Genomic DNA, 23,174 nt, shown 5'->3' with positions numbered 1-23,174 from the left:
CATGACCCCCATCGTCGAGATGCGCGGCATCCAGAAGCACTTCGGCGCGGTGCACGCGCTGCGCAACGTCAATTTCCGCCTGATGCCCGGCGAGATCCTCGGGCTGGTGGGCGACAACTCCGCCGGCAAGTCGACGCTGATGAAGACGATGACCGGCGCCTACCAGCGCGACGGCGGCGAGGTGCTCGTCGACGGGCGCCCCACTCATTTCCGCAGCCCGCAGGAGAGCCGCGACGCCGGGATCGAAATGATCTACCAGGACTTCGCGCTGTGCGGGAACATGGACGTCGGCCAGAACATCTTTCTGGGGCGCTGGCCGCGCCGCTACGGACTGTTCGTCGACCGCGCCCGCATGTACGACGAGGCGCAGGCCGTGCTGAAGCGGCTCAAGGTCGACGTCAATTCCGTCTACCAGAAGGTCGAGAGCCTGTCGGGCGGGCGGCAGCAATCGGTCGCCATCGCCCGCGCCATCTCCTTCAACCCGCGCGTCGTCATCTTCGACGAGCCCACCGCCAACCTCTCGGTCATGGCCACCGAGCGCCTGCTCGAGACGATGGCGGAACTGAAGAAGCAGGGCGTGGCGCAGATCATCATCTCCCACCGGCTCACCGACATCTTCGAGGTCGGTGACCGCGTGATGGTGCTCAAGCGCGGCGAGAACGTCGGCGACCGCTACGTCCGCAACACCAACGAGCACGAGGTGCTGGAGCTGATCGTCTCCGGCACCCCCGAGACGGCGCTGACCGCCGACGAGGCGCTGGCCCGCGCGGCCTGACGCTGCGCGGGCTTGGCGCAAGGCCAAAGCCCGCGCTACGCTTCCCGGACAACCGGAGGAGCCTCCCGATGTCAGCCCTGCCCCGCCTGGCGCTCGCCGCCCTGCTCGCCGCGCCGCTCGCCTGGAGCGGGCCCGCCTTCGCCCAGCAAACCGCCGCGCCCGAAGCCGCGACCGGGCGCTCCGCCCGCGCGCTCGGCGAGTCGCGCTCGTACATGGTCGCCGCCGCCAACCCGCTGGCCGCCGCCGCCGGGCGCGAGATCCTGCGCGACGGCGGCAGCGCCGTCGACGCCGCCATCGCCGTGCAGATGGTGCTCAACCTGGTCGAGCCGCAGAGCTCCGGCATCGGCGGCGGCGCGTTCATGGTCCATTGGGACCAGGCGAACCGCTCGGTCTCCACGATGGACGGGCGCGAGACGGCGCCGGCCGCCGCCACGCCGGAACGCTTCCTCGGCCCCGACGGCAAGCCGATGAAGTTCTACGACGCGGTGGTGGGCGGCCGCTCGGTCGGCGTGCCGGGCACGCTGCGCATGCTGGAAGCTGCCCACCGCAAATGGGGCAAGCTGCCCTGGGCGCGGCTGTTCCAGCCCGCCCTCGCGCTCGCCGAGAACGGTTTCGCCGTGTCGCCCCGGCTCAACGGGCTGCTCGGACAGGAGAAGTTCCTGGCCGGCAACGACGAGCGCGCGCGCGCCTATTTCTACGAAGCCGACGGCAAGCCGAAGGCGGTGGGGACGGTGCTGAAGAACCCCGCCTTCGCCGCGACGCTGCGCGCCATCGCCGAGAAGGGCGCGGACGCCTTCTACACGGGCGAGATCGCGCAGGACATCGTCGCCACCGTCACCGGCCACAAGACGAACCCCGGCGACATGACGCTGGCCGACCTCGCGGGCTACAAGCCCGTCGAGCGTCCGGCGGTATGCGGCGCCTATCGCGTCTTCACGCTGTGCGGCATGGGCCCGCCGAGCTCCGGGGCGGTCGCCGTGCAGCAGATCATGGGCATGCTGCAGCGCTTCGACATGGCGCGCATCAAGCAGGGACCGGACGCCACGCACCTGCTGGCCGAGGCCGGCAAGCTCGCTTTCGCCGACCGCGCGCTCTATCTGGGCGACCCCGGCTTCGTCGACGTGCCGCTCGCCGGGCTGATCGATCCCGACTACGTCAAGAGCCGGTCGGAGCTGATCGCCACCGACAAGGCGATGGGACGCGCCAAGGCGGGAGAGCCGCCGCGCAAGAAGGCCTTCCTGTTCGCGCCGTCGGACGGCATCGAGCACGGCACCAGCCACGTCGCCATCGTCGACGCCGCGCTCAACGCCGTGTCGATGACGACCACCATCGAGGACGGCTTCGGCGCGCGGCTGATGACCAAGAGCGGCTTCCTGCTGAACAACGAGCTGACCGACTTCAACTTCGCCCCGACCGAGGACGGCAAGCCGGTCGCCAACCGGGTCGAGCCCGGCAAGCGCCCGCGCAGCTCGATGTCGCCGACGCTCGTGTTCGACGCCTTCGGCCGGCTCTATGCCGTCACCGGCTCGCCCGGCGGCAGCCAGATCATCGGCTACGTCGCCAAGACGCTGGTCGCGCTGCTCGACTGGAAGATGGACCCGCAGCAGGCCGTGGACCTGCCCAATGTCGGCAACCGCAACGGCCCGACCGAGATCGAGGCCGGCACGGAGGCGGCGGGCTGGAAGGCGGCGCTCGAGGCCAAGGGCCACGAGGTCCGGGCCATCGAGATGACGTCCGGCATCCAGGCCATCGTGCTCACCCCGACCGGCTTCATCGGCGGCGCGGACTCCCGCCGCGAAGGCGTCGCCATCGGCGATTGAGGCCGAGAACGCCGGAGCCGCCGGGCGGCGCGGACCGGCGTCCGCGCCTCGCGCTCAGCGCGTGCCGTACATACGGTCGCCGGCGTCGCCGAGGCCGGGGACGATATAGCCGTGGTCGTTGAGGTGCGTGTCGATGGCCGCCGTCCAGATGCGCACGTCGGGGTGGGCCGAGGTGAGGCGCTGGATGCCTTCCGGCGCGGCCAGCAGGCAGACGAAGCGGATATCCCTGGCGCCGCGATCCTTGAGCCGGTCGATCGCGGCCACGGCCGAGTTGGCGGTGGCGAGCATCGGGTCGATGACCACGACCAGCCGCTCCGCCACGTCGGACGGGGCCTTGAAGTAGTACTCCACGGCGGTCAGCGTCTCGGGGTCGCGGTAGAGGCCGATATGGGCCACGCGCGCGGAGGGCACCAGCGAGAGCATGCCGTCCAGCATGCCGACGCCGGCGCGCAGGATCGGCGCGAAGACCAGCTTCTTTCCGGCGATGGTCGGCGCCATCATCGTGGTCAGGGGAGTTTCCGTCTCGACCAGTTCGAGCGGCAGGTCGCGCGTCACCTCGTAGGCGAGCAGCATGCCGATCTCGTTCAGGAGCTGCCGGAACCCCTTGGTCGAGCGCTTCTTGTCCCGCATCAGCGTCAGCTTGTGCTGCACGAGCGGGTGGGCGACGACGGTGACGGCTTCCATGGAACGCTCCTCGACAGACGCTGGACGTGCGCCACTCTAGCGCCGTCGCCGACGCGAGGGCAGCGCCCCGCCGGGGCCATCCACGCGTTTTTGGGCCGGCGCGGCTTCTAACGCCCGGCGAGCCAGCTCCGTCCCGGCCCCGAGGACGGCAGGGCGAGATGCGCGGCCACCGTCTCGGCGATGTCCGCCAGCGTCTCGCGCCGGCCAATGGATCCCCCCGGCAGCCCGGGGCCGAAGGCCAGGATGGGCGTGTGCTCGCGCGTGTGGTCGGTGCCGCGGAAGGTGGGGTCGTTGCCGTGGTCGGCGGTGACGATGGCGATGTCGCCGGGGCGCAGGGCGGCGACAAAGGCCGGCAGCCGCGCGTCGAACGCCTCCAGCGCGGCGGCGTAGCCCGGCACGTCGCGGCGGTGGCCGAACTCGGTGTCAAAATCGACGAAATTGGCGAACAGGAAGCCGCCGTCGCGCAGGCTCGCCGTCTCGGCGAGCAGCGCGTCGAACAGCGCCATGTTGCCGGGAGCCTTGACCTCGCGGCCCGTGGAGCGGTGGGCGAAGATGTCGCCGATCTTGCCCAGGGTCACGACGTCGCGGCCGGCGGAGGCGGCGCGGTCGAGCACGTTGCCCTCCGGCGGCGGCATTGCGAAGTCCTTGCGGCGCGGCGTGCGCACGAAGCCCGACGCCGCGTCTCCGAGGAAGGGCCGCGCGATGACTCGGCCGATGCGCAGGCGGTCGCACAGGCGGCGCGCCACGCGGCAGACGTCGTAAAGCCGCTCCAGGCCGAAGCTCTCCTCGTGCGCGGCGATCTGCAGCACGCTGTCGACCGAGCTGTAGCAGATCGGCTTGCCGGTGCGGATGTGCTCCTCACCCAGCTCGTCGAGAATGGCGGTGCCGGAGGCGTGGCGGTCCCCAAGGATTCCGGGCAGCCCGGCCTCGGCGATCAGCGCCGCCGTCAGGTCGGGCGGGAAGCTCGGCCGCGTGTCCGGGAAGTAGCCCCACCCGGAGGCGACCGGCGCGCCGGCGATCTCCCAGTGTCCCGAAGGCGTGTCCTTGCCGGACGAGGTCTCGACGCCGTAGCCCCACATGCCGCGCGCCCGGTCCGGGCTCGGCAGGCCGGGCATCGCCTCGCCGCACGAGGCGGCGACGGCGAGCGACAGGCCGAGCCCGCCCATGACGGGCAGGCGAAGCGGGCCGGCGCGCAGGCCCGGGCGGTCGCCGCGCCCGTCCGCGCAGCCCTGCGCGATGTGCAGAAGCGTGTTGGCGCCCTCGTCGCCGTAGGCGGCGGCATCCTCCGCCGCGCCGCAGCCGACCGAGTCCAGCACGATGAGGAAGGCGCGTCCCATGCTCACTCCCGCACGATGCCGGCGTCCGCCGTCTCCAGCCGGAAGGCGGCGGCGAACAAAGCGCGCGTATAGTCGGTGCGCGGCCGCGCGAACAGCTCGGCGGCCGGGCCCTGCTCCACCACCTTGCCGTTCTGCATCACCACGACGTGGTTGGCCAGCGCGCGGACGACGCGCAGATCGTGGCTGATGAACATGTAGGCGAGGCTGCGCCGCTTCTGCAGGTCGCGCAAAAGGTCGACGATCTGCGCCTGGACCGACATGTCGAGCGCCGAGGTGGGTTCGTCCAGAACCACGAAGCGCGGCTCCAGCGCCATGGCGCGGGCGATGGCGATGCGCTGGCGCTGGCCGCCGGAGAACTCGTGCGGGTAGCGGTCCATCGCCGTCGGCTCCAGGCCGACGTCGAGGAGCGCCCGGGCGACGACCTCGCGGCGGTCCTCGTAGGAGAGATCGCGGCCCTGCACCGTCAGGCCCTCGGCGACGATCTCCGCCACCGACATGCGCGGCGACAGCGAGCCGTAGGGGTCCTGGAACACGACCTGAAGGTCGCGCCGCAGGGGGCGCATGTCCTTCTGCGAGAGGCCGTCGAGCCGCCGGCCGAGATAGACCACCGGGCCCTGGGAGGAGATGAGCCGCAGCATGGCGAGGCCGAGCGTCGTCTTGCCCGAGCCGGATTCGCCGACGACCCCCACCGTTTCGCCCTCGCGGACGCTGACGCTGATGCCGTCCACCGCCTTCACGTGGCCCACCACGCGCTTGAAGAACCCCTTGCGGATGGGGAACCAGACCTTGAGGTCGTCCGTGCTGATCACCACCGGCGCGTCCTCGCGCGGCGGCTCGGGCTGCCCCTTCGGCTCGGCGGCCAGCAGCTTGCGCGTATAGGCGTGGGCCGGCCGTTCGAACACGTCCTCCACCGGCCCCTGTTCGACGATGCGGCCTCCGGTCATCACGCAGACGCGGTCGGCGATCTTGCGGACGATGCCGAGGTCGTGGGTGATGAACAGCATCGACATGCCGAGCCGCGACTTCAGCTCGGCGAGCAGTTGCAGGATCTGCGCCTGCACGGTGACGTCCAGCGCCGTGGTCGGCTCGTCGGCGATCAGCAGAGCGGGCTCGTTGGCGAGCGCCATGGCGATCATCACACGCTGGCGCTGGCCGCCGGAGAGCTCGTGCGGATAGGCGCCCAGGCGGTCCTCGGCGTTGCGCAGGCCCACCTGCTTCAGCAGGTCCAGCGTGCGCCGCCGCGCCGTCTCGCCCGACAGGCCCTTGTGGAGCGACAGGATCTCGCCGATCTGCCGCTCGATCGTGTGCAGCGGGTTCAGCGACGTCATGGGCTCCTGGAACACCATGGTGATGTCGTTGCCGCGCACCTTGCGCATCTCGTCGTCGGAGGCGCGCATGAGGTCGCGCCCGTCGAAGGCGATCTCGCCCGAGGGGTGGAAGGCCGGCGGATAGGGCAGCAGCTTGAGCACGGACAAAGCCGTCACCGACTTGCCCGAGCCGGACTCGCCGACCAGCGCCACGGTTTCGCCGCGCCCGACCTCGAACGAGACGCGGTCGACGGCGAGCGTCTCCTTCCCTCCCTGGCGGAAGGCGACGGAGAGATCGCGGACGGACAGCAGTGGCGCGGTCATGCGGCGGGCAGCCCCCTCAGCCGAACGTCTTGCGCGGGTCGAAGGCGTCGCGGACCGCCTCGCCGATGAAGATGAGCAGCGACAGCATCACCGCGATCACCGTGAAGCCGGTCAGGCCCAGCCACGGCGCGGAGATGTTGCTCTTGCCCTGCAGCAGCAGCTCGCCGAGCGAGGGCGAGCCGGGCGGCAGGCCGAAGCCGAGAAAGTCGAGCGAGGTGAGGGTCGTGATCGAGCCGTTCAGGATGAACGGCAGGAACGTCATCGTCGCGACCATGGCGTTGGGCAGCACGTGCTTGACCATGATGGTCGCGTCCGAAAGGCCCAGGGCGCGCGCCGCCCGCACATAGTCGAAATTGCGCGCGCGCAGGAACTCGGCGCGCACGACATGAACCAGCGCCACCCACGAGAACAGCAGCAGGATGCCGAGCAGGGTGAAGAAGGACGGCTGGAAGAAATTAGACAGGATCATCAGCAGATAGAGCGAGGGGATCGCCGACCAGATCTCGATGATGCGCTGGAAATACAGGTCGATGCGGCCGCCGAAATAGCCCTGCACGGCCCCGGCCAGGATGCCGATGACGGACGACACGCCCGCCAGCAGCAGGCCGAACAGCACGGAGATGCGGAACCCGTAGATGACGCGCGCCAGCACGTCGCGGCCGCCGTCGTCCGTGCCGAGCCAGTTCCATTCGAGGTCGCGGCAGGAGGCGGTGGCGGGCGGCGCGCCGCGCTTCTCGGCGATCGGCTTGCAGACGTCCTCGGGCAGCCGCCAGGTCGGCGGCGAGGGCGCGGCGGTGGGAAGGTCGAGATTGATCGTGTTGGAGGCGAAGCGGATCGGCGGCCACAGCGCCCAGCCGTTGTCGGCGATCTCGCGGGCGATCACCGGGTCGCGGTAGTCCGTCCGCGCCAGGAAGCCGCCGAACTTCTCCTCGGGATAGTCGACGAACACCGGCGCCAGCAGCTCGCCCTTGTAGCTGACGAGGATCGGCCGGTCGTTGGCCAGGAACTCGGCGAACAGGCAGAGCACGAACAGGATGGAGAAGATCCAGAACGACCAGTAGCCGCGGCGGTTGGCGCGGAAATTGGCGAAGCGGCGCTCGTTGATCGGCGACAGGCGGAACAGCCCCTTGCGCGGCAGCGGCGGGGCCAGCTTCTCGCCCCGGGGCGGGGCGAGGGGAGCGGCGGCGCGGGCGTCGGCGAGCTCGGTCACGCTCACACCTCCCGCGTCTCGAAGTCGATGCGCGGGTCGATCCACGTATAGGTGAGATCGGAGAGCAGGTTCACCACCAGGCCGAGCAGCGAGAAGATGTAGAGGTTGGCGAACACGACGGCGTAGTCGCGGTTGACGATGGACTCGAAGGACAGCAGGCCCAGCCCGTCCAGCGAGAACACCGTCTCGATCAACAGCGAGCCGGTGAAGAAGGCGCTGATGAACGCGCCCGGAAAGCCGGCGATGACGATCAGCATGGCGTTGCGGAAGACGTGGCCGTACAGCACCTGCCGCTCGCTCAGGCCCTTCATCCGCGCCGTCAGCACGTATTGCTTGCGGATTTCGTCGAGAAACGAGTTCTTGGTCAGCAGGGTCGACGTGGCGAACGCCCCGAGCGCCATGGCGAGGATGGGCAGGAAGATGTGCCGGAGGTAGTCGGCCGCCTTGGCGTACCAGGGCAGCTGCCAGAAATTCTCCGAGGTCAGGCCGCGCAGCGGAAAGATCGGCAGGAAGGACGAGCCTTCGCCTAGCAGCACGATCAGCAGGATGGCGAACAGGAAGCCGGGGATGGCGTAGCCGACGATGACCACCGCCGAGGTCCAGGTGTCGAAGGTCGACCCGTCCTTCACCGCCTTGCGGATGCCGAGCGGGATCGAGATGGCGTAGGACAGCAGCGTCATCCACAGGCCGAGCGAGATGGAGACGGGCAGTTTCTCCTTGATGAGCTGCAGCACCGGCACGTCGCGGAAATAGCTCTTGCCGAAATCGAACCGCGCGTAATTCCACAGCATCAGGCCGAAGCGTTCGATCGGCGGCTTGTCGAAGCCGAACTGCGCCTCGAGCTGCTTGATGAAGGCGGGGTCGAGCCCCTGCGCGCCGCGATATTTCGAGGTGGTTTCCGCCGCCCCGCCGCCCGGCTGCTGCTGGCCGCCGGCGAAATCCCCGCCGCCGCCCCCCGCGATGCGCGAGGTGGCCGACGTGTCGTTGCCCTGCAACTGCGCCAGCACGCGCTCCACCGGGCCGCCCGGCGCGAACTGCACGATGAGGAAGGAGATCAGCATGATCCCGAACAGCGTCGGGATCATCAGCAGCGCGCGGCGGGCGACGTAAGCGAACATGAAGCGGACTGCTCTCCCCTGCTCGTCTCAGGCCTTGCCGATTCGCTTCGCCTTCGCCTCGTCATACCACCACGTGCCGGGTGCGCCGCGGTCATATTTCGGCTTCGTGTCCGGGCGGCCGAACATGTCCCAGTAGGCCAGCCAGTGCTCGGGCTTGTACCACATCGGGATCCAGTAGCGGCCGGCGCGCAACACGCGGTCGAGCGCGCGGCAGGCGGTGGTCAGCTCGTCCCGCGTGTCGGCGGCGAGCGCGGCGGCGATCATGGCGTCGACCGCCGGGTCGGCGATGCCGGCGATGTTGCTCGACCCCTGGATGGCGGCGGCGCGCGAGCCGAACATCAGCGGCAGGCCCTCGCCGGGCGTGACGCCCATGCTGGTGCGCCGGGTGATGATGTCGAAGTCGAACGCGTCGACCCGGCGCTGGTACTGGGCCGCGTCGACGATGCGGTAGCGCGCCTCGATGCCGAGCAGCTTCATGTTCTTGATGAGCGAGGCGGTGTGCGGCTGCAGCGAGCCGGAGAAGTCGAGGAACTCCACCTCGAAGGCCTGCCCGCCGGGAAGGCGCAGCGTGGCGCCCTCGCGCCGGCACCCGGCCTCGCGCAGCAGCGCGTCGGCGCGACGCAGCAGGTTGCGGTCCTGCCCGGTTCCGTCCGTCACCGGCGGCGTGAAGGGCGGGCCGAACACCTCGTCGGGCACCCGCCCCCGGAACGGCGCGAGCAGCGCCAGTTCCTCCGGCGAGGGCGGCCCTTCGGCCTTCATCGGCGAGTTCTCGAACCACGAGGCGGTTCGCCGGTAGGCGCCGAACATGATGTTGGCGTTGGTCCACTCGAAGTCGAACAGCTGGCCGAGGGCGTCGCGCACGCGGCGGTCCTTGAAGGCGTCGCGGCGCAGGTTGAAGTACCAGCCCTGCGCGCCCGAGGGCGTTTCGTCGGGGATCGTCTCCCGCTTGACGCGGCCCTCGCGCACCGCCGGGATGTCGTAGGCGCTCGCCCAGTCGCGCGAGGTGAACTCCTCGCGGAAGGTGATCGTACCCGCCTTGAAGCCTTCCAGCGCCACCTGGCGGTCGCGGTAGTACTCGAAACGGACGCGGTCGAAATTGTTCTGGCCGACATTCACGGCGAGGTCGCGGCCCCAGTAGTCGGGCACGCGGGCGAACTCGATGAACCGCCCCTGCTCGAACCGCGCCGCCTTGTACGGCCCGGAGCCCAGCGGCGCCTCCAGCGTCGCCTCCTCGAACGGGCGGCTTGCGTAGTACGCCTTCGAGAAGATCGGCAGCTGTGCGACGGTGAGCGGCAGGTCGCGCGAGCGGCCCTTGTCGTAGCGCACCACCAGGGTGGCGTCGTCGAGCGCCTCCGCGGCCGCCATCATGCGGATGGTCTGCGAGATCAGCGGGTGGCCCTTCTCCTTGAGCACGGTCAGGGAGAAGGCGGCGTCGTGCGCCGTCACCCGCGAGCCGTCGTGGAACCGCGCCTCGGGCCGCAGGCGGAAGGTCTGGGTCAGGCCGTCGGCCGATGTCGCGACGCTCCGGGCCAGCAGCCCGTAGAGCGCGTCGGGCTCGTCCAGCGCGCGGCTCATCAGGCTGTCGAACGTCATGTTCATGCCGGCGGCGCCGTCGCCCTTGAGCACGTACACGTTGAGAGTGTTGAAGGTGTCGAAGGCCTGGTTGCCGAAGGTCGACGAGATCTGCAGCGACACGACGCCGCCCTTCGGCGCGGCGGGGTTCACGTAGTCGAAATGCCGTGCGTCGGGACCATAGTTGAGGTCGCCGAAGGTCGACATGCCGTGCCGTTCGGCCGCCCCCGCCTGGGCGCGGGCCGCGCGCGGCAGCGCCAGGCCGGCGAGGGCCGCCGCGCCGGCGAGCAGCACGTCGCGGCGGTCGGTCATCGGCCGGACCCCGTCTTTTTCGCCAGCTCCGCGTCCCACCACCAGATGGTCGGGAAGGCGGGGGCGGCGTATTTCGGCATGGTTTCGGGCCGGCCGAAGCGGTTCCAGCGCGCCGTGCGGGTGAACGGGTAGGTCCACTGCGGCACCACGTAGTCGTGCGCCAGCAGCACACGGTCGAGAGCCTTGGTGGCGGCCACCAGCTCCTCACGGTCGCGGGCGAAGATCACCTTGTCGATCAGCGCGTCGACGCCAGGGTCGCGCACGCCGAGCGTGTTGCGCGAGCCCGGCCGGTTGGCGCTGGCCGAGCCCCAGAGGTCGCGCTGCTCGTTGCCGGGCGACAGCGACTGGCCCCACAGCTCGGTGGTGATGTCGAAGTCGAAGTCCCGCATCCGGTTCTCGTATTGCGAGGGATCGACGACCCGCAGCGACACGCCGATGCCCAGCTTCTCGAGCGCCGGTTTGTAGAACAGCACATAGCGCTCGGTGGTGGGGTCGTAGGCCAGGAACTCGGCGGCGAGCTGCTCGCCCTTCGCGTTGACGCGCTTGCCGCCCTTGATCTCCCAGCCGGCCTCCTTGAGCAGGCGGTCCGCCTCGCGCAGATTGTCGCGCACGGCCTGCGGGCCGCCATTGACCGGCGTGGCGTGCGGCGTGGTGAACACCTCCGGCGGCACCTTGTCGCGCACGCTCTCCAGGATCTCGCGCTCCTTGCCCTCCGGCAGGCCGGAGGAGGCCAGTTCCGTGCCCTCGAAATAGCTCTTGATGCGCTGGTACTGGCCGTAGAAGAGCTGCTTGTTCAGCTCCTCGAAATCGAAGGCCAGGTTGAACGCCCGGCGAACCCTTGCGTCCTGGAACTTGGGCCGGCGCAGGTTGAAGGCGAAGGCCTGCATGCGCCCCGACGCCCGCTCGGCGAACTCCTCGCGCAGCACGCGGCCGTCCTTGGCGGCGGGGAAGTCGTAGCCGGTGGCCCAGTTCTTGGCGCTGTTCTCGATGCGGAAATCGTACTGGTCGCCCTTCAGCGCCTCGAACAGCACGGTGGAGTCGCGGTAGTACTCGAAGCGGATCTCGTCGAAATTGTTGGTGCCGACGCGAACCGGCAGCTTCTCGCCCCAATAGTCCTTCACGCGCTCGTAGACCGCGTTTCGCTGGGCGTCGAAGGCCTTGAGGCGGTAGGGGCCGGAGCCCAGCGGCGGCTCCAGCGTCGTCTGCGTGATGTCGCGCTTGCGGCCGTCCGGCCCGGTTCCCTCCCACCAGTGCTTCGGCAGCACGGTGAGCTGGCCGACGATCTGCGGCAGCTCGCGGTTGCCCGGCTGGTCGAACCGGAACGTCACCTCGCGCTCGCCGGTCTTCTCGGCCTTCACCACGTGCTGCCAGTAGAAGGCGTATTGCGGGCTGTTGGCCTTGAAGGCGTCGAAGGAGAAGATCACGTCCTCCGGCGTCACCGGCTTGCCGTCCTGCCATCGCGCCTCGGCGCGCAGGCGATAGGTGACGGAGGAGAAGTCGTCGGGATGGCGCATCGCCTCGGCGAGGAGCCCGTAGGCGGTCGACACCTCGTCGAGCGCCTGTTCCGTCAGCTGTTCGTAGACGAGCCCGACGCCGCCCTCGATCTGCCCCTTCACCCCGGCCACGACCAGGTTGAAATTGTCGAACGCGCCCTGGCGGCCGAGGCGCACCGTTCCGCCCTTGGGAGCGTCGGGGCGCACATAGTCAAAGTGGGTGAAGCCGTCCTGGTACTTGGGCGCGCCCATCAGCGACAGGCCGATGCGCCATTCCGGGTCCGCGGCCCGCGCCGCCGGAGCGGCGACCCACAAGGCCGCCAGCGCCACCGCCGCCACGACGAGGGCCCGCGGCCCCTTCGCGCTCCACCTCATGTCACCTCCCACGCGCCGACACGCCCACAGTGCAACCGATTATGTCGCATTTTGGCCGGCCGGCCACCCGTCCGGCCACGGCGGGAAGGCGCGTGGCTCGCGGCGGGGACGAAGGCGGTCGCCGGCGCGCGCGGGCGAGCGGCGCTCCACGGCCCCGGACATGACAAAGCCGGCCCCGACGGGGGCCGGCGGCGCGACGGCGCTCGGGTCGTCGCGGGTCAGCCGAATTGGGCGGTCGCCGTCGCCGGAGGCTCAGGGCTTGGGCAGCTCGACCGGGCTGTCGGAGAGGGTGCGCAGATAGGCGAGGACGTCGGCGCGCTTCTCCGGCTCCTTGAGGCCGGCGAAGCTCATGGCCGTGCCGGGCACCGCGCCCTTGGGGTTGGCGATGAAGGCGTCGAGCGCCTCGAACGTCCACTTTTCGCCCTTGGCGCCCTTCTCCTTCATCGCGGCCGAGTAGTTGAAGCCCTCGTGCGAGGCGGGCGTACGCTCGACCACGCCGTACAGCGCGGGACCGATCTTGTTGGCGCCGCCCTTATCGAAGGAATGGCAGGAGGTGCAGACCTTGGCCGTGGCCTGGCCCTTGGCCGGGTCGGCCTTGGCGAGGAGCTGCGGCAGCGGCACGGCTGCGGCGGCCGGCTTGCCGGTTTCGGCGGGCGCTTCCTCGCCGGCCGGCAGCGCGTAGCCGGCGACGGGCGGGTGGCGCGGCGAGAACAGCGTCTCGGCCAGGATGCCGAGGCCCATCGCGAACAGGAGGGTCCCGAGGACCGCGCCCGCGATCTTGTTGAACTCGAAGGAATCCATCCCGAACATGCGAACCTCTCCGAACGGCCGAGCCGGGCGTGCCGGTGTGGCTATTAGATTTCTCCGAAATCCGGGACCGGCGCGACACGCGGCGCAGCCGGGCGGAATCCCGGGCGCTGCCGCGGCCGGGCGGCGGATGATTACCCGCTTTGCCGCGCCTTTGGCAACTCGTATAAGCGCATTTCAGCACGATACTTTCGCCCCGGACCGCAAGGCCCGGCGCGCCCTTCGCCCCACAGGTTCCCGCCTCGATGTCCGACCCCGTCATTCTCATCCCGGCGCGCATGGCCTCGACGCGCCTGCCCGGCAAGCCCCTCGCCGACATTCTCGGCGAGCCGATGATCGTCCACGTCTGGCGGCGCGCCATGGAGACCGGCCTCGGGCCAGTGGTGGTGGCCACCGACGAGCCGGCCATCGTCGAGGCCGTGGAGGGGGCCGGCGGCATCGCCGTGATGACGCGTTCCGACCACCCGTCGGGCTCTGACCGGATCTTCGAGGCCGTCGAGCGTTTCGACCCGGAGGGCCGCCACGACGTGGTCATCAACGTGCAGGGCGACCTGCCGACCATCGACCCGCGCGCCGTGCAGGCCTCGGTGCTGCCGCTGGCCGACCCAGCCGTCGACATCGCCACGCTGGCGGCGGTGATCGCGCGTGAGGAGGAGCGGACGGACCCCAACGTCGTCAAGGCGGTCGCCACGCCCACCGTCGCGGGCCAGATGCGCGCCCTCTACTTCACGCGCGCCACCGCCCCTTCCGGCGAGGGGCCGCTGTATCATCACATCGGCCTCTATGCCTATCGCCGCAAGGCGCTGGCGCGCTTCGTGGCGCTGCCGCCCTCGCCGCTGGAGAAGCGGGAGCGGCTGGAGCAGTTGCGGGCGCTGGAGAACGGCATGCGGATCGACGTCGTCGTGGTCGACGACGTGCCGCTGGGAGTGGACACGCCGCACGATCTCGAGCGCGCGCGCGCCATTCTGGCGGCCCGCCCGCGCACCCATTGAAACCCCGACAGGACAGCATCATGCCCGACCGCAAGAAGGTCATCGCCTACCAGGGCGAGCCCGGCGCCAATTCCGACATCGCCTGCCGCGACATGTATCCGGACTGGGAGCCCATGCCCTGCGCCACGTTCGAGGACGCCTTCGCGGCGATCAAGGACGGCGCCGCGACGCTGGGCATGATCCCGATCGAGAACTCGATCGCCGGGCGCGTCGCCGACATCCACCATTTCCTGCCGGCCTCGGGACTGCACATCATCGGCGAATACTTCCTGCCGATCCACTTCCAGCTGCTCGCCATCAAGGGAGCGTCGCTGGCGACCATCAAGTCCGTGTACAGCCACGTCCACGCGCTCGGACAGTGCCGCAAGATCATCCGCAAGCTCGGCCTCAAGCCCGTCATCACGGGCGACACGGCCGGTTCGGCCCGCGAGGTGTCCGAGTGGGGCGACCCGACCCGCGCCTCGCTGGCGACGCGGCTGGCGGGAGAGATCTACAACCTGGAAACGCTCGCCGAGGACGTCGAGGACGAGTCCTCGAACACCACGCGCTTCGTGGTGCTGTCGCGCACGCCGAGCTGGGCCCCGCTCGACGAGGGCCCGCTCGTCACGACCTTCCTGTTCCGCGTCCGCAACGTCCCGGCGGCGCTTTACAAGGCGCTCGGCGGCTTCGCGACGAACGGCGTCAACATGACCAAGCTCGAGAGCTACATGGTCGACGGCGAGTTCTCCGCCACGCAGTTCCTGGCCGACGTCGACGGCCATCCGGAAGACCCGCGCCTCAAGCTCGCGCTGGAGGAGCTCGCCTTCTTTTCCAAGGAAGTGCGCATCCTGGGCTGCTACCGCGCCCATCCCTACCGGCTGGAAAGCCAGCCGGCGGCCGAATAGGGCCGCTCAGCCGCGCAGTTCCGCGGTGACGGACGGCTCCTCCGCCGGCTGGGCGGCGGCGCGGGCCGGCTTGCCGGCCGGCTTCAGGCCGGTCGCGCCGGAGCGCGACGCCATCTGGCGCATCGCCGCGACGCTCTGCGCCGCCTCGACCGGCGTCATGTCGCGCCGCGCCATCTCCTCGGCTTCCGCGAAGCGCCCCTGCAGGCCGAGCACGAGGGCGAGGTTCTGCCGGGCGCGCGGGTCCGCTCCCGACTGGTCCACCGCCTTGCGCAGCGTCACCTCCGCCTCGGGCAGGCGGCGGTCGAGCGCGTAGGAGAGGCCGAGATTGGACAGCACGCCGGGGTCGTCGGGCTGCAGCTTGAGCGCGGCCTGGTAGAGGCCCTGGGCGCGCTTGTGCTCGCCGAGCTGGTCGGCCACCGCGCCCTGGGCGGAGAGGATGCGCCAGTCCGGCCGGTCGGGCGAGTGGGCGCGGCTCAGAACGTCCTGCGCGCGGGCGAGCTGGCCGACATCGATGAGCGCCTTGCCGTAGGCCCCCAGCACGTCGGGATCGTTGGGCGCCTTCATCGCCGCCGACTCGAGCACCGCGACGGCCTGCTGCTTGTTGTCGAGCACGCGCAGCGCGCGGGCATAATTGAGCGACGCCGTCTTCTCGCCGGGGTTGGCCTCGTAGCGCTTGCCCCACTCCTCGGCGTAGGCCTTCCAGCCCTCGGCGGTGCCGGAGGCGGCGCTGGCCTTGAGCGAGCCGGTGGAGTCCGGTCCGCCGGCTCCCACGCACCCGGCGAGCGCGAGCGCGACCACGGCGGCGGCGGCGAGCCTCGCGGCGCGCGGCATCGGAACGAGGACAGGGCTGGGGATCGGGCTGGACGGGCCCATCGGCGAACTCCCGCTGCGGAAAAGGAGGCCGGGCGGACCGCCCGGGCGCTCGCGGCATGGCCTCAGCAATAAGCCGTTAACACTAACGCCGGGTTAACACGGGCCTTCGCCACGTCCCGAGCGAGCCCCCTCGCCGACGGGTCAGAACGCCTCGTCCTCGATCGGCGGACGCGGCGGTCGACGCGCCGTCGCCAGCGCCACCGCGCCGCCGCAGGCCAAGCCGACCACGAGCCCCGCCGCGCCCGGTTCCGCCGCCAGCCACGCCGCGACCTCGCCGAGCGCCGCGACCCGTCCGTCGAGCAAGGCGAGCGCGGTCGCCAACCCGGCGAGGCAGGCCGCCAGCCCCGAGCCGGGAGACGAGCCCGGCCGCAGCGCCGCCAGCAGCGCCGGAGGCGCCAGGGCGGCGGCCAGCACGGCGGCGGCGGCGGCCGACAGGCCGCGCACGAGGTCCGGCCGGGAGGCGGCGATCCAGGCCGCCGCCCCGGCCACCAGCAGGGTCGCCAGCCGAAGCCAGGCGAAGCGCGCCGAGAGCGAGCGGCGACGGGGCTTCGCCCGTCCCGGCAGGTCGAACCCGAGCGCCGAGCCCGCCGCGAGCAGCAGGCCGGCGGCGCAGGCGAGGTCGAGCGCCAGTTCGAGCAGAGCGAGGGCCAGCGTCGGCCCCAGCGTCGCGCCGGGGCCGGCGAGCGCCGCCGCGGCGCCGAACGCCAGCGCCGCCAGCAGCGCCGGAACGAGAGCCCGGCGCAGGTCGGCGGGATGCCGAGCCGAGCCCGCGAGCGTGGCGAGGTGCGGGGCTGCGACCGTCATCGCGGCGGCGGCGGCCTGCGTGACGGTCCAGTCCAAGCCCCCCGCCGTCCAGGCGGCCGGAGTGGCCAGACCGGCCCCGCCCCGCCACCAGGCGATGCTCGCCACCGCGACGAGCCCCGCCGTTCCCAGCGCCAGCAGGGCGAGCGCCAGCCCGCGCGCGCCGCCGGGCGCCAGGATCGTGGCGATCAGCGCGAACAGCAGCACGCCGGAGGCGGCGCGGCCGAGCCCGAACAGCGGCGCGGCCGCGTCGTAGAACGACAGCAGCCGTTCCGCGCCGAGCAGCACGCCGGCGCTGGCCACCACCGCCGCCGCGACCGCCCTCAGCGCCGGGCTGCGGAAGGCGTGGCGCAGGAACATCGGCAGCGTCGGCGCGCCGGACCGGCGGATCGCCGGCCCGACGAGCGCCAGCACGAGCGCGAGGCCGAGCCCGAGGCCCAGCATGCCGGCGGGCCGTCCGGCCGGGCCGGTCGCCAGCGCCGCCCAGCCCGTCGCCATGGCGAGGCCGAGCGGCACGGGCGGCAAGGCGCGGCCGCCCACGAGGAACACGCCGAAGCGCATGGTTCCGCCCAGCGCGCCGCCCAAGGCCGCGCCGGCGACGAGGAGGCCCGCCAGCAGCGCCACCATGATCTGCGGCGACAGGCCGATGCGGGCCAGCACGACCGCCAGCCCCACGCTGGCGAGCCACGCGGCGGCGCAGGAGGCGGCGAAAAAGACGGCGCGGGCGGACGATGCTGTCATGAGAGCGCTCGAACAGGGGCGAAATCCGCCCCGACAGCGCAAGCTTGCGGATGCCGGGCATACGTGCAAGCACCCATGCCGAGATTGCCATGAATCGCTTGCGCGGCACGCGGAGTCGCAGAATGATGAAAACCAACGACAAGAGCGAACGACACGCTGCCGCCGAGGGGGATTGTCATTTGGACGCGTCGCAGACCCGGATCATGATCGCCGACGACCATCCTTTGGTGCGCGGCGCGTTGCGTGAAGCCGTCTCCGGACTGGTTCAGGGCGTCTCGATTCTGGAAGCCGGCACCTTCGACGACGTGACCGAGCACCTCGGCAAGGGGGCCGACGTCGACCTCGTGCTGCTCGACCTCACCATGCCGGGCGTGCAGGGCTTCTCCGGCCTGATGTATTTGCGCGCGCAGCACCCGGGGACGCCGGTGATCGTCGTCTCGGGCAACGAGGACCGCGGCGTCATCCGGCGCTGCATCGAGTTCGGCGCGTCGGGGTTCATCCCGAAATCGGTCGATGTGAACACGATGCGCGGCGCAATCCGCGAGGTGCTCGACGGCGGGGCCTGGACGCCCAGCGACGTCGACCTGTCCGCGCCGGTGGACCGCGAGACGAGCGACCTCGTCAAGCGCCTCGGCAGCCTGACGCCGCAGCAGGTGCGCGTGCTGATGATGCTGTCGGAAGGGCTGCTCAACAAGCAGATCGCCTACGAGCTCAGCGTCTCGGAGGCGACCGTCAAGGCGCACGTCTCCGCCATCCTGCAGAAGCTCGGCGTCGAGAGCCGCACCCAGGCGGTCATCGCCGCCTCGAAGATCGCGGCGGGCCAGCCGCTGCCGCTCGGCTCCGAGTAAGGGCTCGGCCACCCCTTTCAGCGCGACAGGAAAGCGTCCATCCGCGCCAGGGCCTGCTCGGTCAGCGCGCCCGGAAAAGCGACGAACACGTGCGCCCCGCCCGGCCACACCGCGAGTTCGGCGGCGTTTCCGGCGGCTTCCCAGCGCGCCGCCATGAACAGCGAATCGTCGAGCAGCGGGTCGCGCGTGCCCACCGTGAACAGCGCCGGCGGCAGGCCCGTCAGGTCGGCATGCAACGGCGACACGTCCGGATCGCGCACGTCGCCGCGCAGGCGCAGGAAGTTCTGCGCGAACATCCAGATGTCGCGCGTGTTGAGCACCAGCTTCTCGTCGCCCCAGCGGCGCACGCTGGGCGTCAGCGCGAGGTCGTAGCAGCCGGCCACGAGGTTGGCGGCGCGGAACGGCGTCAGCCCGTGGCGGTTGCGCAGCCGCAGCATCGTCACCGCGGCCAGATGCGCGCCGGCCGATTCGCCGCCGATGGCCAGCCAGTCGGTTCCGAACAGCGCCTTCGACTGGCGCACCAGCCACAGCGCCGCCGCCTCGCAGTCGTCGGGCGCGGCGGGATACGGATCCTCGGGCGCGAGGCGGTATTCCACCGAGACGCAGGCCAGCCCGCAGTTTCGCGCGATGCGCTCCAGCCGCTCGTCCTGCATGTCGGCGGTGTTGAACGTCCAGCCGCCACCGTGAATGTGAAGATAGACGCCGCGCGGCGCGTCGGGCGCGATGACGCGCAAGGCGAGCGGACCCGCCGGGCCGTCGATCGTCTCGGTGCGGGCGCGCGGGCTCGGCTGCTCCGACGGGAACGGCCCGAGGCCCTGGCGGCGGCGCTCGCGGATCACGGCGGGCGGAACCGACCACTGGTCCGGCAGAGCGGCGAGCTTGGCGACGATGGAGGCGTTGAGGGCCTTCGTCTCCTCGGACACGGAGGCGGGCAGGAAGCAGGCGGGATCGAGATGCATGGGCGGTCCTGGGCGCGACGGAGTTGCCATCCGGGGGACGACGGGCCATGAAACAGCGTCGGCCCGACCGGGTCCAGAGGTCCTTGGCGTCACGTTGGAGTCTTGCATGGCCAATTCGGATTTATCGCGCTGGCTCGGCGGCTCGCCGGGGGCGGTGGTGCTGAAGCTGGTGTTCATGTCGATCCTGGTCGGCGCCTTCCTGTCGTTGTTCGGGCTGACTCCGCCCGACCTGCTGCGCGGCATCCAGAACCTGTTCCACCGCCTGTGGGCGCTCGGCTTCGGCGCGGTGCGCGAGGTTTTCCAGTACCTGGTCTACGGCGCGGTGATCGTGGTGCCGATCTGGCTGCTGGCGCGTCTGTTCGGCGGCCGGCGCTGAACCGGTGAACGACACCCAGCCCCCGGTGGACGCGCCCCGCGCCCGCGCCGTCGACGCGCGCCTCGGCGTCATCGTTCGCCTGGCCGCCCCGGTGATGCTCGCGCACCTGACCGAGCCGTTGCTCGGCCTCGTCGATGCCACCGTCATCGGGCGGCTGGGACAGGTTCATCTGCTCGGGGCCGTCGCCATCGGGGCGATCGTGTTCGACGTGCTGTTCTGGGGCCTCGGCTCGCTGCGCCTCAGCACGGCGGGACTCACGGCCCAGGCCTATGGGGCCGGCGACGATCGCGAGGTGGCCCGCGCCATGGCGCGCGCCCTGACTCTGGCGGGACTGCTCGGCGCGGCCCTGATCGCGCTCCAGGTTCCGATCGCCGCGGCGACGCTGCGGCTGATGGAGGCCAGCCCGCCGGTGGCCGAGGCGGCGCGCGTCTACATCTTCATCCGCATCTGGTCGGCCCCGTTCGCGCTCGCCAACTACGCCGTGCTCGGCTCGCTGGTCGGGCGGGCGCGGACCGACCTGGCGCTCGGGCTGCAAGTGTTCATCAATCTGAGCAAGATCGGCTTCACCCTCGCCTTCGTGCCAGGGCTCGGCTGGGGCATCGCCGGCGCGGCTTCCGCCACGGTGATCGCCGAAATCCTGGGCGCGGCGGCCGGGCTCACGCTGTTGGCGCGCATTGGCGCGCTGCCGCGCGGCATCAGTCTCGCCGAGGTGCTGGAGGCCCGCGCCCTGAAGCGGATGCTGGCCGTCAACCGCGACGTCGCCATCCGCACCCTCGCGCTGCTCACCGCGTTCGGGTTCTTCACCGCGCAGGGCGCGCGCAGCGGCGACCTGACGCTGGCGGCGAACGCGGTGCTCTATAACCTGTTCCTGTTCGGCAGCTATTTCCTCGACGGCTTCGCCACCGCGGCCGAGCAGTTATGCGGGCAGGCGATCGGCGCGCGGGACGAGGGCGGCTTCCGCAAGGCGGCGCGGTCGGTTCTCGCGCTCAGCGTCGGCGCGGGCGCAGCGGTGACGCTGATCCTGCTGGCCGGGGGAACCGCCTTCATCGACTTCGTCAGCACCAACCCCGACGTGCGCCGCGAAGCGGCGGCCTATCTCCTCTTCGCGGCACTGACGCCACTGGTCGGCGCGACGGCCTTCGCCTTCGACGGCATCTTCATCGGCGCGACCTGGACGCGCGCCATGCGCAACCTGATGCTGATTTCGCTGGCGCTCTACCTCGCGACGTTCTACGCGGCGCGCGGCTGGAGCAATGCCGGCCTGTGGACGGCCTTCCTTGTTTTCCTCGGATCGCGCGGGATTGGGCAGGCGCTCACCTTCACGCCGATGACGCGGCGCGCCTTCCGCAAGGCGCGCTAGACCGGGAACGGCGCGGCGCACAGGGCCGCCGCGCGCCGGCCGACCAGCGGCGCGAGGCCTCCCTCGCGGCGCGCCGCGGCGCCGAGCCCCGCCTTGATCTCGTCGACCAGCGCCGGGCCGCGATAGACCATCGCGGAATAGAGCTGGATCAGCGTCGCCCCGGCCTCGATCTTGGCCAGCGCGCTCTCCGCCGAGTGAATGCCGCCGACCCCGACCAGCGGGAACGCGCCTTCGACGCGCACAAAGGTCTCGGCCAGCATGCGCGTCGCCAGCGCGAACAGCGGCTTGCCGGACAGGCCGCCCTGCTCCGCCCTCGCGGGATCGCGTAGGGTGGGCGGGCGCGAAATGGTGGTGTTGGAGACGATCAGCCCGTCGACGCCGCGCCGGCGCGCCACCGCGACCACGCCGTCGAGGTCGCCGAGCGTCAGGTCGGGCGCGATCTTCAGCAGCACCGGGCGGCGGACGCGGGCCGCGTCGCGCGCCGCGATGACGCGCGCCAGCAGGTCGTCCAGCGCCGCCTCGTGCTGCAGGTCGCGCAGGCCGGGCGTGTTGGGCGAGGAGACGTTGACGGTGAAGTAGGAGGCCAGCTCCGCAAACACCTCGACGCCCTTCACGTAATCGGCGGCCCTGTCCGCCGTATCCTTGTTGGCGCCGATATTGACGCCGACGACGCCGCCCCGCCCCGTCCGCTCGCGCAGGCGGCGCAGCGCCGCCGCGTGCCCTTCGTTGTTGAAGCCAAGACGGTTGATGACCCCCTCGTCCTCCGGAAGGCGGAACATGCGGGGCTTAGGGTTGCCGGGCTGGGCGAGCGGCGTCAGCGTGCCGACCTCGGCGAAGCCGAAGCCCAGCGCCAATAGCGCGTCGGGGACCTCGGCGTTCTTGTCGAAGCCGGCCGCCATGCCCACCGGATTGGGGAAATCGAGGCCGAACGCCCGCACGGCCAGCTCGCGCGGCGATTTCGCAGGCTCGACGGGCGGCATGACGCGCAGGGCCGCGATGGTCATGCCGTGCGCGGTCTCGGCGTCGAAGCGGCGCAGCACCGGCAACGCGAACGCGCCGGCCCGGCTGACGAGGTCGCGAAGGCTCACGCCATGTCCTCCGGAAAGCGATGCGCCCCGTCGGAGCCGAGCGGCAGCGGGCGCACCCAGCGCGCCGCCGAGACGGGGAGCGGAGCGTAGAGATGCGGAAACAGCGCTCCGCCGCGCGACGGCTCCCATTTCAGCGCCTCGTCGAGCGCCTCGGCCTCGACCGCCACGAGCACGAGGTCGCGCTGGCCGGCGAAGTGCTTCGCGGCCGTCTCGCGGGCCTGCGCCGCCGTCGAAAAATGGATGTAGCCGTCGGCGAGGTCGACAGGCGCGCCGGCGAAGACGCCCGCCGCCTCGGCCTGCCGCCACATCGCCTCGGGACAGATCTTGTAGATGAGCACGCCGCGCCTCCGTCGATGCCTCTTAGGCCGGGCGGCGACACCGATCAACCGGACAGCGCGGACGGGACGCGGAACCCGGTTGCTTTTTCGCCTTAAAGGCTTTATTTCCTGCAATCGGACCGTGATCCTTTGTGCGGGATATGACGATGCTGACACACGATCAGATCTGGGCCGCGCTGGATCGGCTGGCGAGCCGCTATGGCCTCAGCGCGTCGGGACTTGCCCGCAAGGCGGGGCTGGACCCCACGACGTTCAACAAGTCCAAGCGCGTCTCGCCCGACGGCCGCCTGCGCTGGCCGTCCACCGAATCGGTGGCGAAGGTGCTGGAGGCGACGGGGGCGAGCCTCGACGAGTTCATGTCGCTGATCACGGCGCGCCAGCCGGAAGCCGCCAACCGGGCGATCCCGCTGCTCGGCTTCGCGCAGGCCGGGACGGGCGGCTTCTTCGACGACGGCGGCTTTCCCGTCGGCGGCGGCTGGGACGAGGTGGAGTTCCCCGACCTCGGCGACCCGCACGTCTATGCGCTCGAGGTGAGCGGCGAGAGCATGAAGCCGCTCTACCGCCACGGCGACGTCATCATCTGCTCGCCCGCCGCCGCCGTGCGGCGCGGCGACCGCGTCGTGGTGAAGACCCGCGACGGCGAGGTGATGGTGAAGGAGCTGAAGCGGCGCACCGCGAAAACCGTGGAGCTGTCGTCGCTCAACCCCGATCACGCCGACCGCGTGCTGCCGCTCGCCGACGTCGAGTGGCTGGCGCGGATCATGTGGGCGAGCCAGTAGC

Annotated in this window: 21 protein-coding genes; 8 read left to right on the top strand and 13 right to left on the bottom strand. The window is 71.0% G+C overall.

Annotated features, from left to right (window positions below; translation table 11 throughout):
- The first annotated feature begins 1 nt into the window (after position 1).
- Both NK718_RS06325 and ggt read left to right on the top strand, forming a co-directional pair.
- Positions 2–775 (top strand): ATP-binding cassette domain-containing protein, encoded by a 774-nt coding sequence (locus tag NK718_RS06325; RefSeq protein WP_254739705.1) that lies wholly within the window; start codon positions 2–4, stop codon positions 773–775.
- Positions 776–843: 68 nt separating this feature from the next.
- Entirely contained in the window at positions 844–2,595 is a 1,752-nt protein-coding gene (ggt, locus tag NK718_RS06320) for a gamma-glutamyltransferase (RefSeq protein ID WP_254739703.1), read from the top strand.
- 54 nt (positions 2,596–2,649) lie between these two features.
- Here ggt and upp read toward each other — a convergent pair whose 3' ends face one another.
- From upp to NK718_RS06280, 8 genes are all read right to left on the bottom strand, one after another.
- Positions 2,650–3,279 carry a uracil phosphoribosyltransferase gene (gene upp, locus NK718_RS06315; protein WP_254739701.1) on the bottom strand — a complete coding sequence of 210 codons (630 nt, stop codon included), beginning with the start codon at positions 3,277–3,279 and terminating at the stop codon, positions 2,650–2,652.
- Between the two features lie 107 nt (positions 3,280–3,386).
- A complete protein-coding gene (locus tag NK718_RS06310) occupies positions 3,387–4,616 on the bottom strand; it encodes a phosphopentomutase (RefSeq protein WP_254739699.1) in 1,230 nt (409 codons plus the stop codon).
- Positions 4,617–4,618: 2 nt separating this feature from the next.
- Positions 4,619–6,247, bottom strand: a complete 1,629-nt coding sequence (locus tag NK718_RS06305; RefSeq protein ID WP_254739697.1) for an ABC transporter ATP-binding protein — start codon at positions 6,245–6,247, stop codon at positions 4,619–4,621.
- Between the two features lie 16 nt (positions 6,248–6,263).
- Entirely contained in the window at positions 6,264–7,397 is a 1,134-nt protein-coding gene (locus tag NK718_RS06300; protein ID WP_254739802.1) for an ABC transporter permease, read from the bottom strand.
- Between the two features lie 62 nt (positions 7,398–7,459).
- Entirely contained in the window at positions 7,460–8,575 is a 1,116-nt protein-coding gene (locus tag NK718_RS06295) for a microcin C ABC transporter permease YejB (protein WP_254739695.1), read from the bottom strand.
- A gap of 27 nt (positions 8,576–8,602) precedes the next feature.
- Complete coding sequence (locus NK718_RS06290) at positions 8,603–10,459, bottom strand: extracellular solute-binding protein (RefSeq protein ID WP_254739693.1); 1,857 nt, start codon at positions 10,457–10,459, stop codon at positions 8,603–8,605.
- A complete protein-coding gene (locus NK718_RS06285) occupies positions 10,456–12,327 on the bottom strand; it encodes an extracellular solute-binding protein (RefSeq protein ID WP_254739691.1) in 1,872 nt (623 codons plus the stop codon). Before NK718_RS06285 ends, NK718_RS06290 begins: the two co-directional genes overlap by 4 nt.
- A 252-nt stretch (positions 12,328–12,579) precedes the next feature.
- Entirely contained in the window at positions 12,580–13,137 is a 558-nt protein-coding gene (locus tag NK718_RS06280; RefSeq protein WP_307730334.1) for a c-type cytochrome, read from the bottom strand.
- Positions 13,138–13,379: 242 nt separating this feature from the next.
- Between NK718_RS06280 and NK718_RS06275 the strand changes: the two genes are divergently transcribed.
- Positions 13,380–14,126 carry a 3-deoxy-manno-octulosonate cytidylyltransferase gene (locus NK718_RS06275; RefSeq protein WP_254739689.1) on the top strand — a complete coding sequence of 249 codons (747 nt, stop codon included), beginning with the start codon at positions 13,380–13,382 and terminating at the stop codon, positions 14,124–14,126.
- Positions 14,127–14,146: 20 nt separating this feature from the next.
- Positions 14,147–15,010: a prephenate dehydratase gene (locus NK718_RS06270; protein ID WP_254739687.1), complete on the top strand. Its 864-nt coding sequence runs from the start codon at positions 14,147–14,149 to the stop codon at positions 15,008–15,010.
- Positions 15,011–15,016: 6 nt separating this feature from the next.
- Here the strand turns inward: NK718_RS06270 and NK718_RS06265 are convergent, their stop codons facing one another.
- Positions 15,017–15,883, bottom strand: coding sequence for a tetratricopeptide repeat protein (locus NK718_RS06265; protein ID WP_254739685.1), 867 nt, complete (start codon positions 15,881–15,883; stop codon positions 15,017–15,019).
- A gap of 141 nt (positions 15,884–16,024) precedes the next feature.
- Positions 16,025–17,425, bottom strand: coding sequence for a hypothetical protein (locus NK718_RS06260; protein WP_254739683.1), 1,401 nt, complete (start codon positions 17,423–17,425; stop codon positions 16,025–16,027).
- Between the two features lie 203 nt (positions 17,426–17,628).
- Here NK718_RS06260 and NK718_RS06255 point away from each other — a divergent pair, with 203 nt between their 5' ends.
- Entirely contained in the window at positions 17,629–18,273 is a 645-nt protein-coding gene (locus tag NK718_RS06255; RefSeq protein WP_254739798.1) for a response regulator transcription factor, read from the top strand.
- A gap of 17 nt (positions 18,274–18,290) precedes the next feature.
- On the opposite strand, the gene NK718_RS06250 is transcribed toward NK718_RS06255, so the two are convergent.
- Positions 18,291–19,232, bottom strand: coding sequence for an alpha/beta hydrolase (locus NK718_RS06250; protein WP_254739681.1), 942 nt, complete (start codon positions 19,230–19,232; stop codon positions 18,291–18,293).
- Between the two features lie 106 nt (positions 19,233–19,338).
- On the opposite strand from NK718_RS06250, the gene NK718_RS06245 reads away from it, so the two are divergent.
- Both NK718_RS06245 and NK718_RS06240 read left to right on the top strand, forming a co-directional pair.
- The gene (locus tag NK718_RS06245; protein WP_254739679.1) at positions 19,339–19,608 is read left to right on the top strand and encodes a DUF6460 domain-containing protein; all 270 of its coding nucleotides are present in this window, start codon (positions 19,339–19,341) and stop codon (positions 19,606–19,608) included.
- A 4-nt stretch (positions 19,609–19,612) separates the two neighbouring features.
- Positions 19,613–20,968, top strand: a complete 1,356-nt coding sequence (locus NK718_RS06240; RefSeq protein WP_254739677.1) for an MATE family efflux transporter — start codon at positions 19,613–19,615, stop codon at positions 20,966–20,968.
- On the opposite strand, the gene NK718_RS06235 is transcribed toward NK718_RS06240, so the two are convergent.
- The gene (locus NK718_RS06235; protein WP_254739675.1) at positions 20,965–22,056 is read right to left on the bottom strand and encodes a quinone-dependent dihydroorotate dehydrogenase; all 1,092 of its coding nucleotides are present in this window, start codon (positions 22,054–22,056) and stop codon (positions 20,965–20,967) included. The genes NK718_RS06240 and NK718_RS06235 overlap by 4 nt on opposite strands.
- Entirely contained in the window at positions 22,053–22,394 is a 342-nt protein-coding gene (locus NK718_RS06230; RefSeq protein WP_371877229.1) for a DUF952 domain-containing protein, read from the bottom strand. Before NK718_RS06230 ends, NK718_RS06235 begins: the two co-directional genes overlap by 4 nt.
- A gap of 146 nt (positions 22,395–22,540) precedes the next feature.
- On the opposite strand from NK718_RS06230, the gene NK718_RS06225 reads away from it, so the two are divergent.
- Positions 22,541–23,173, top strand: coding sequence for a S24 family peptidase (locus tag NK718_RS06225; protein ID WP_254739673.1), 633 nt, complete (start codon positions 22,541–22,543; stop codon positions 23,171–23,173).
- The last annotated feature ends 1 nt before the right edge of the window (position 23,174 follow it).

The sequence above is a fragment of the Alsobacter ponti genome (genome assembly GCF_024294805.1).
In the GTDB taxonomy this organism is placed as follows: Bacteria; Pseudomonadota; Alphaproteobacteria; order Rhizobiales; family Beijerinckiaceae; genus Alsobacter; species Alsobacter ponti.
This window is presented reverse-complemented; position numbering and strand designations above follow the sequence as displayed.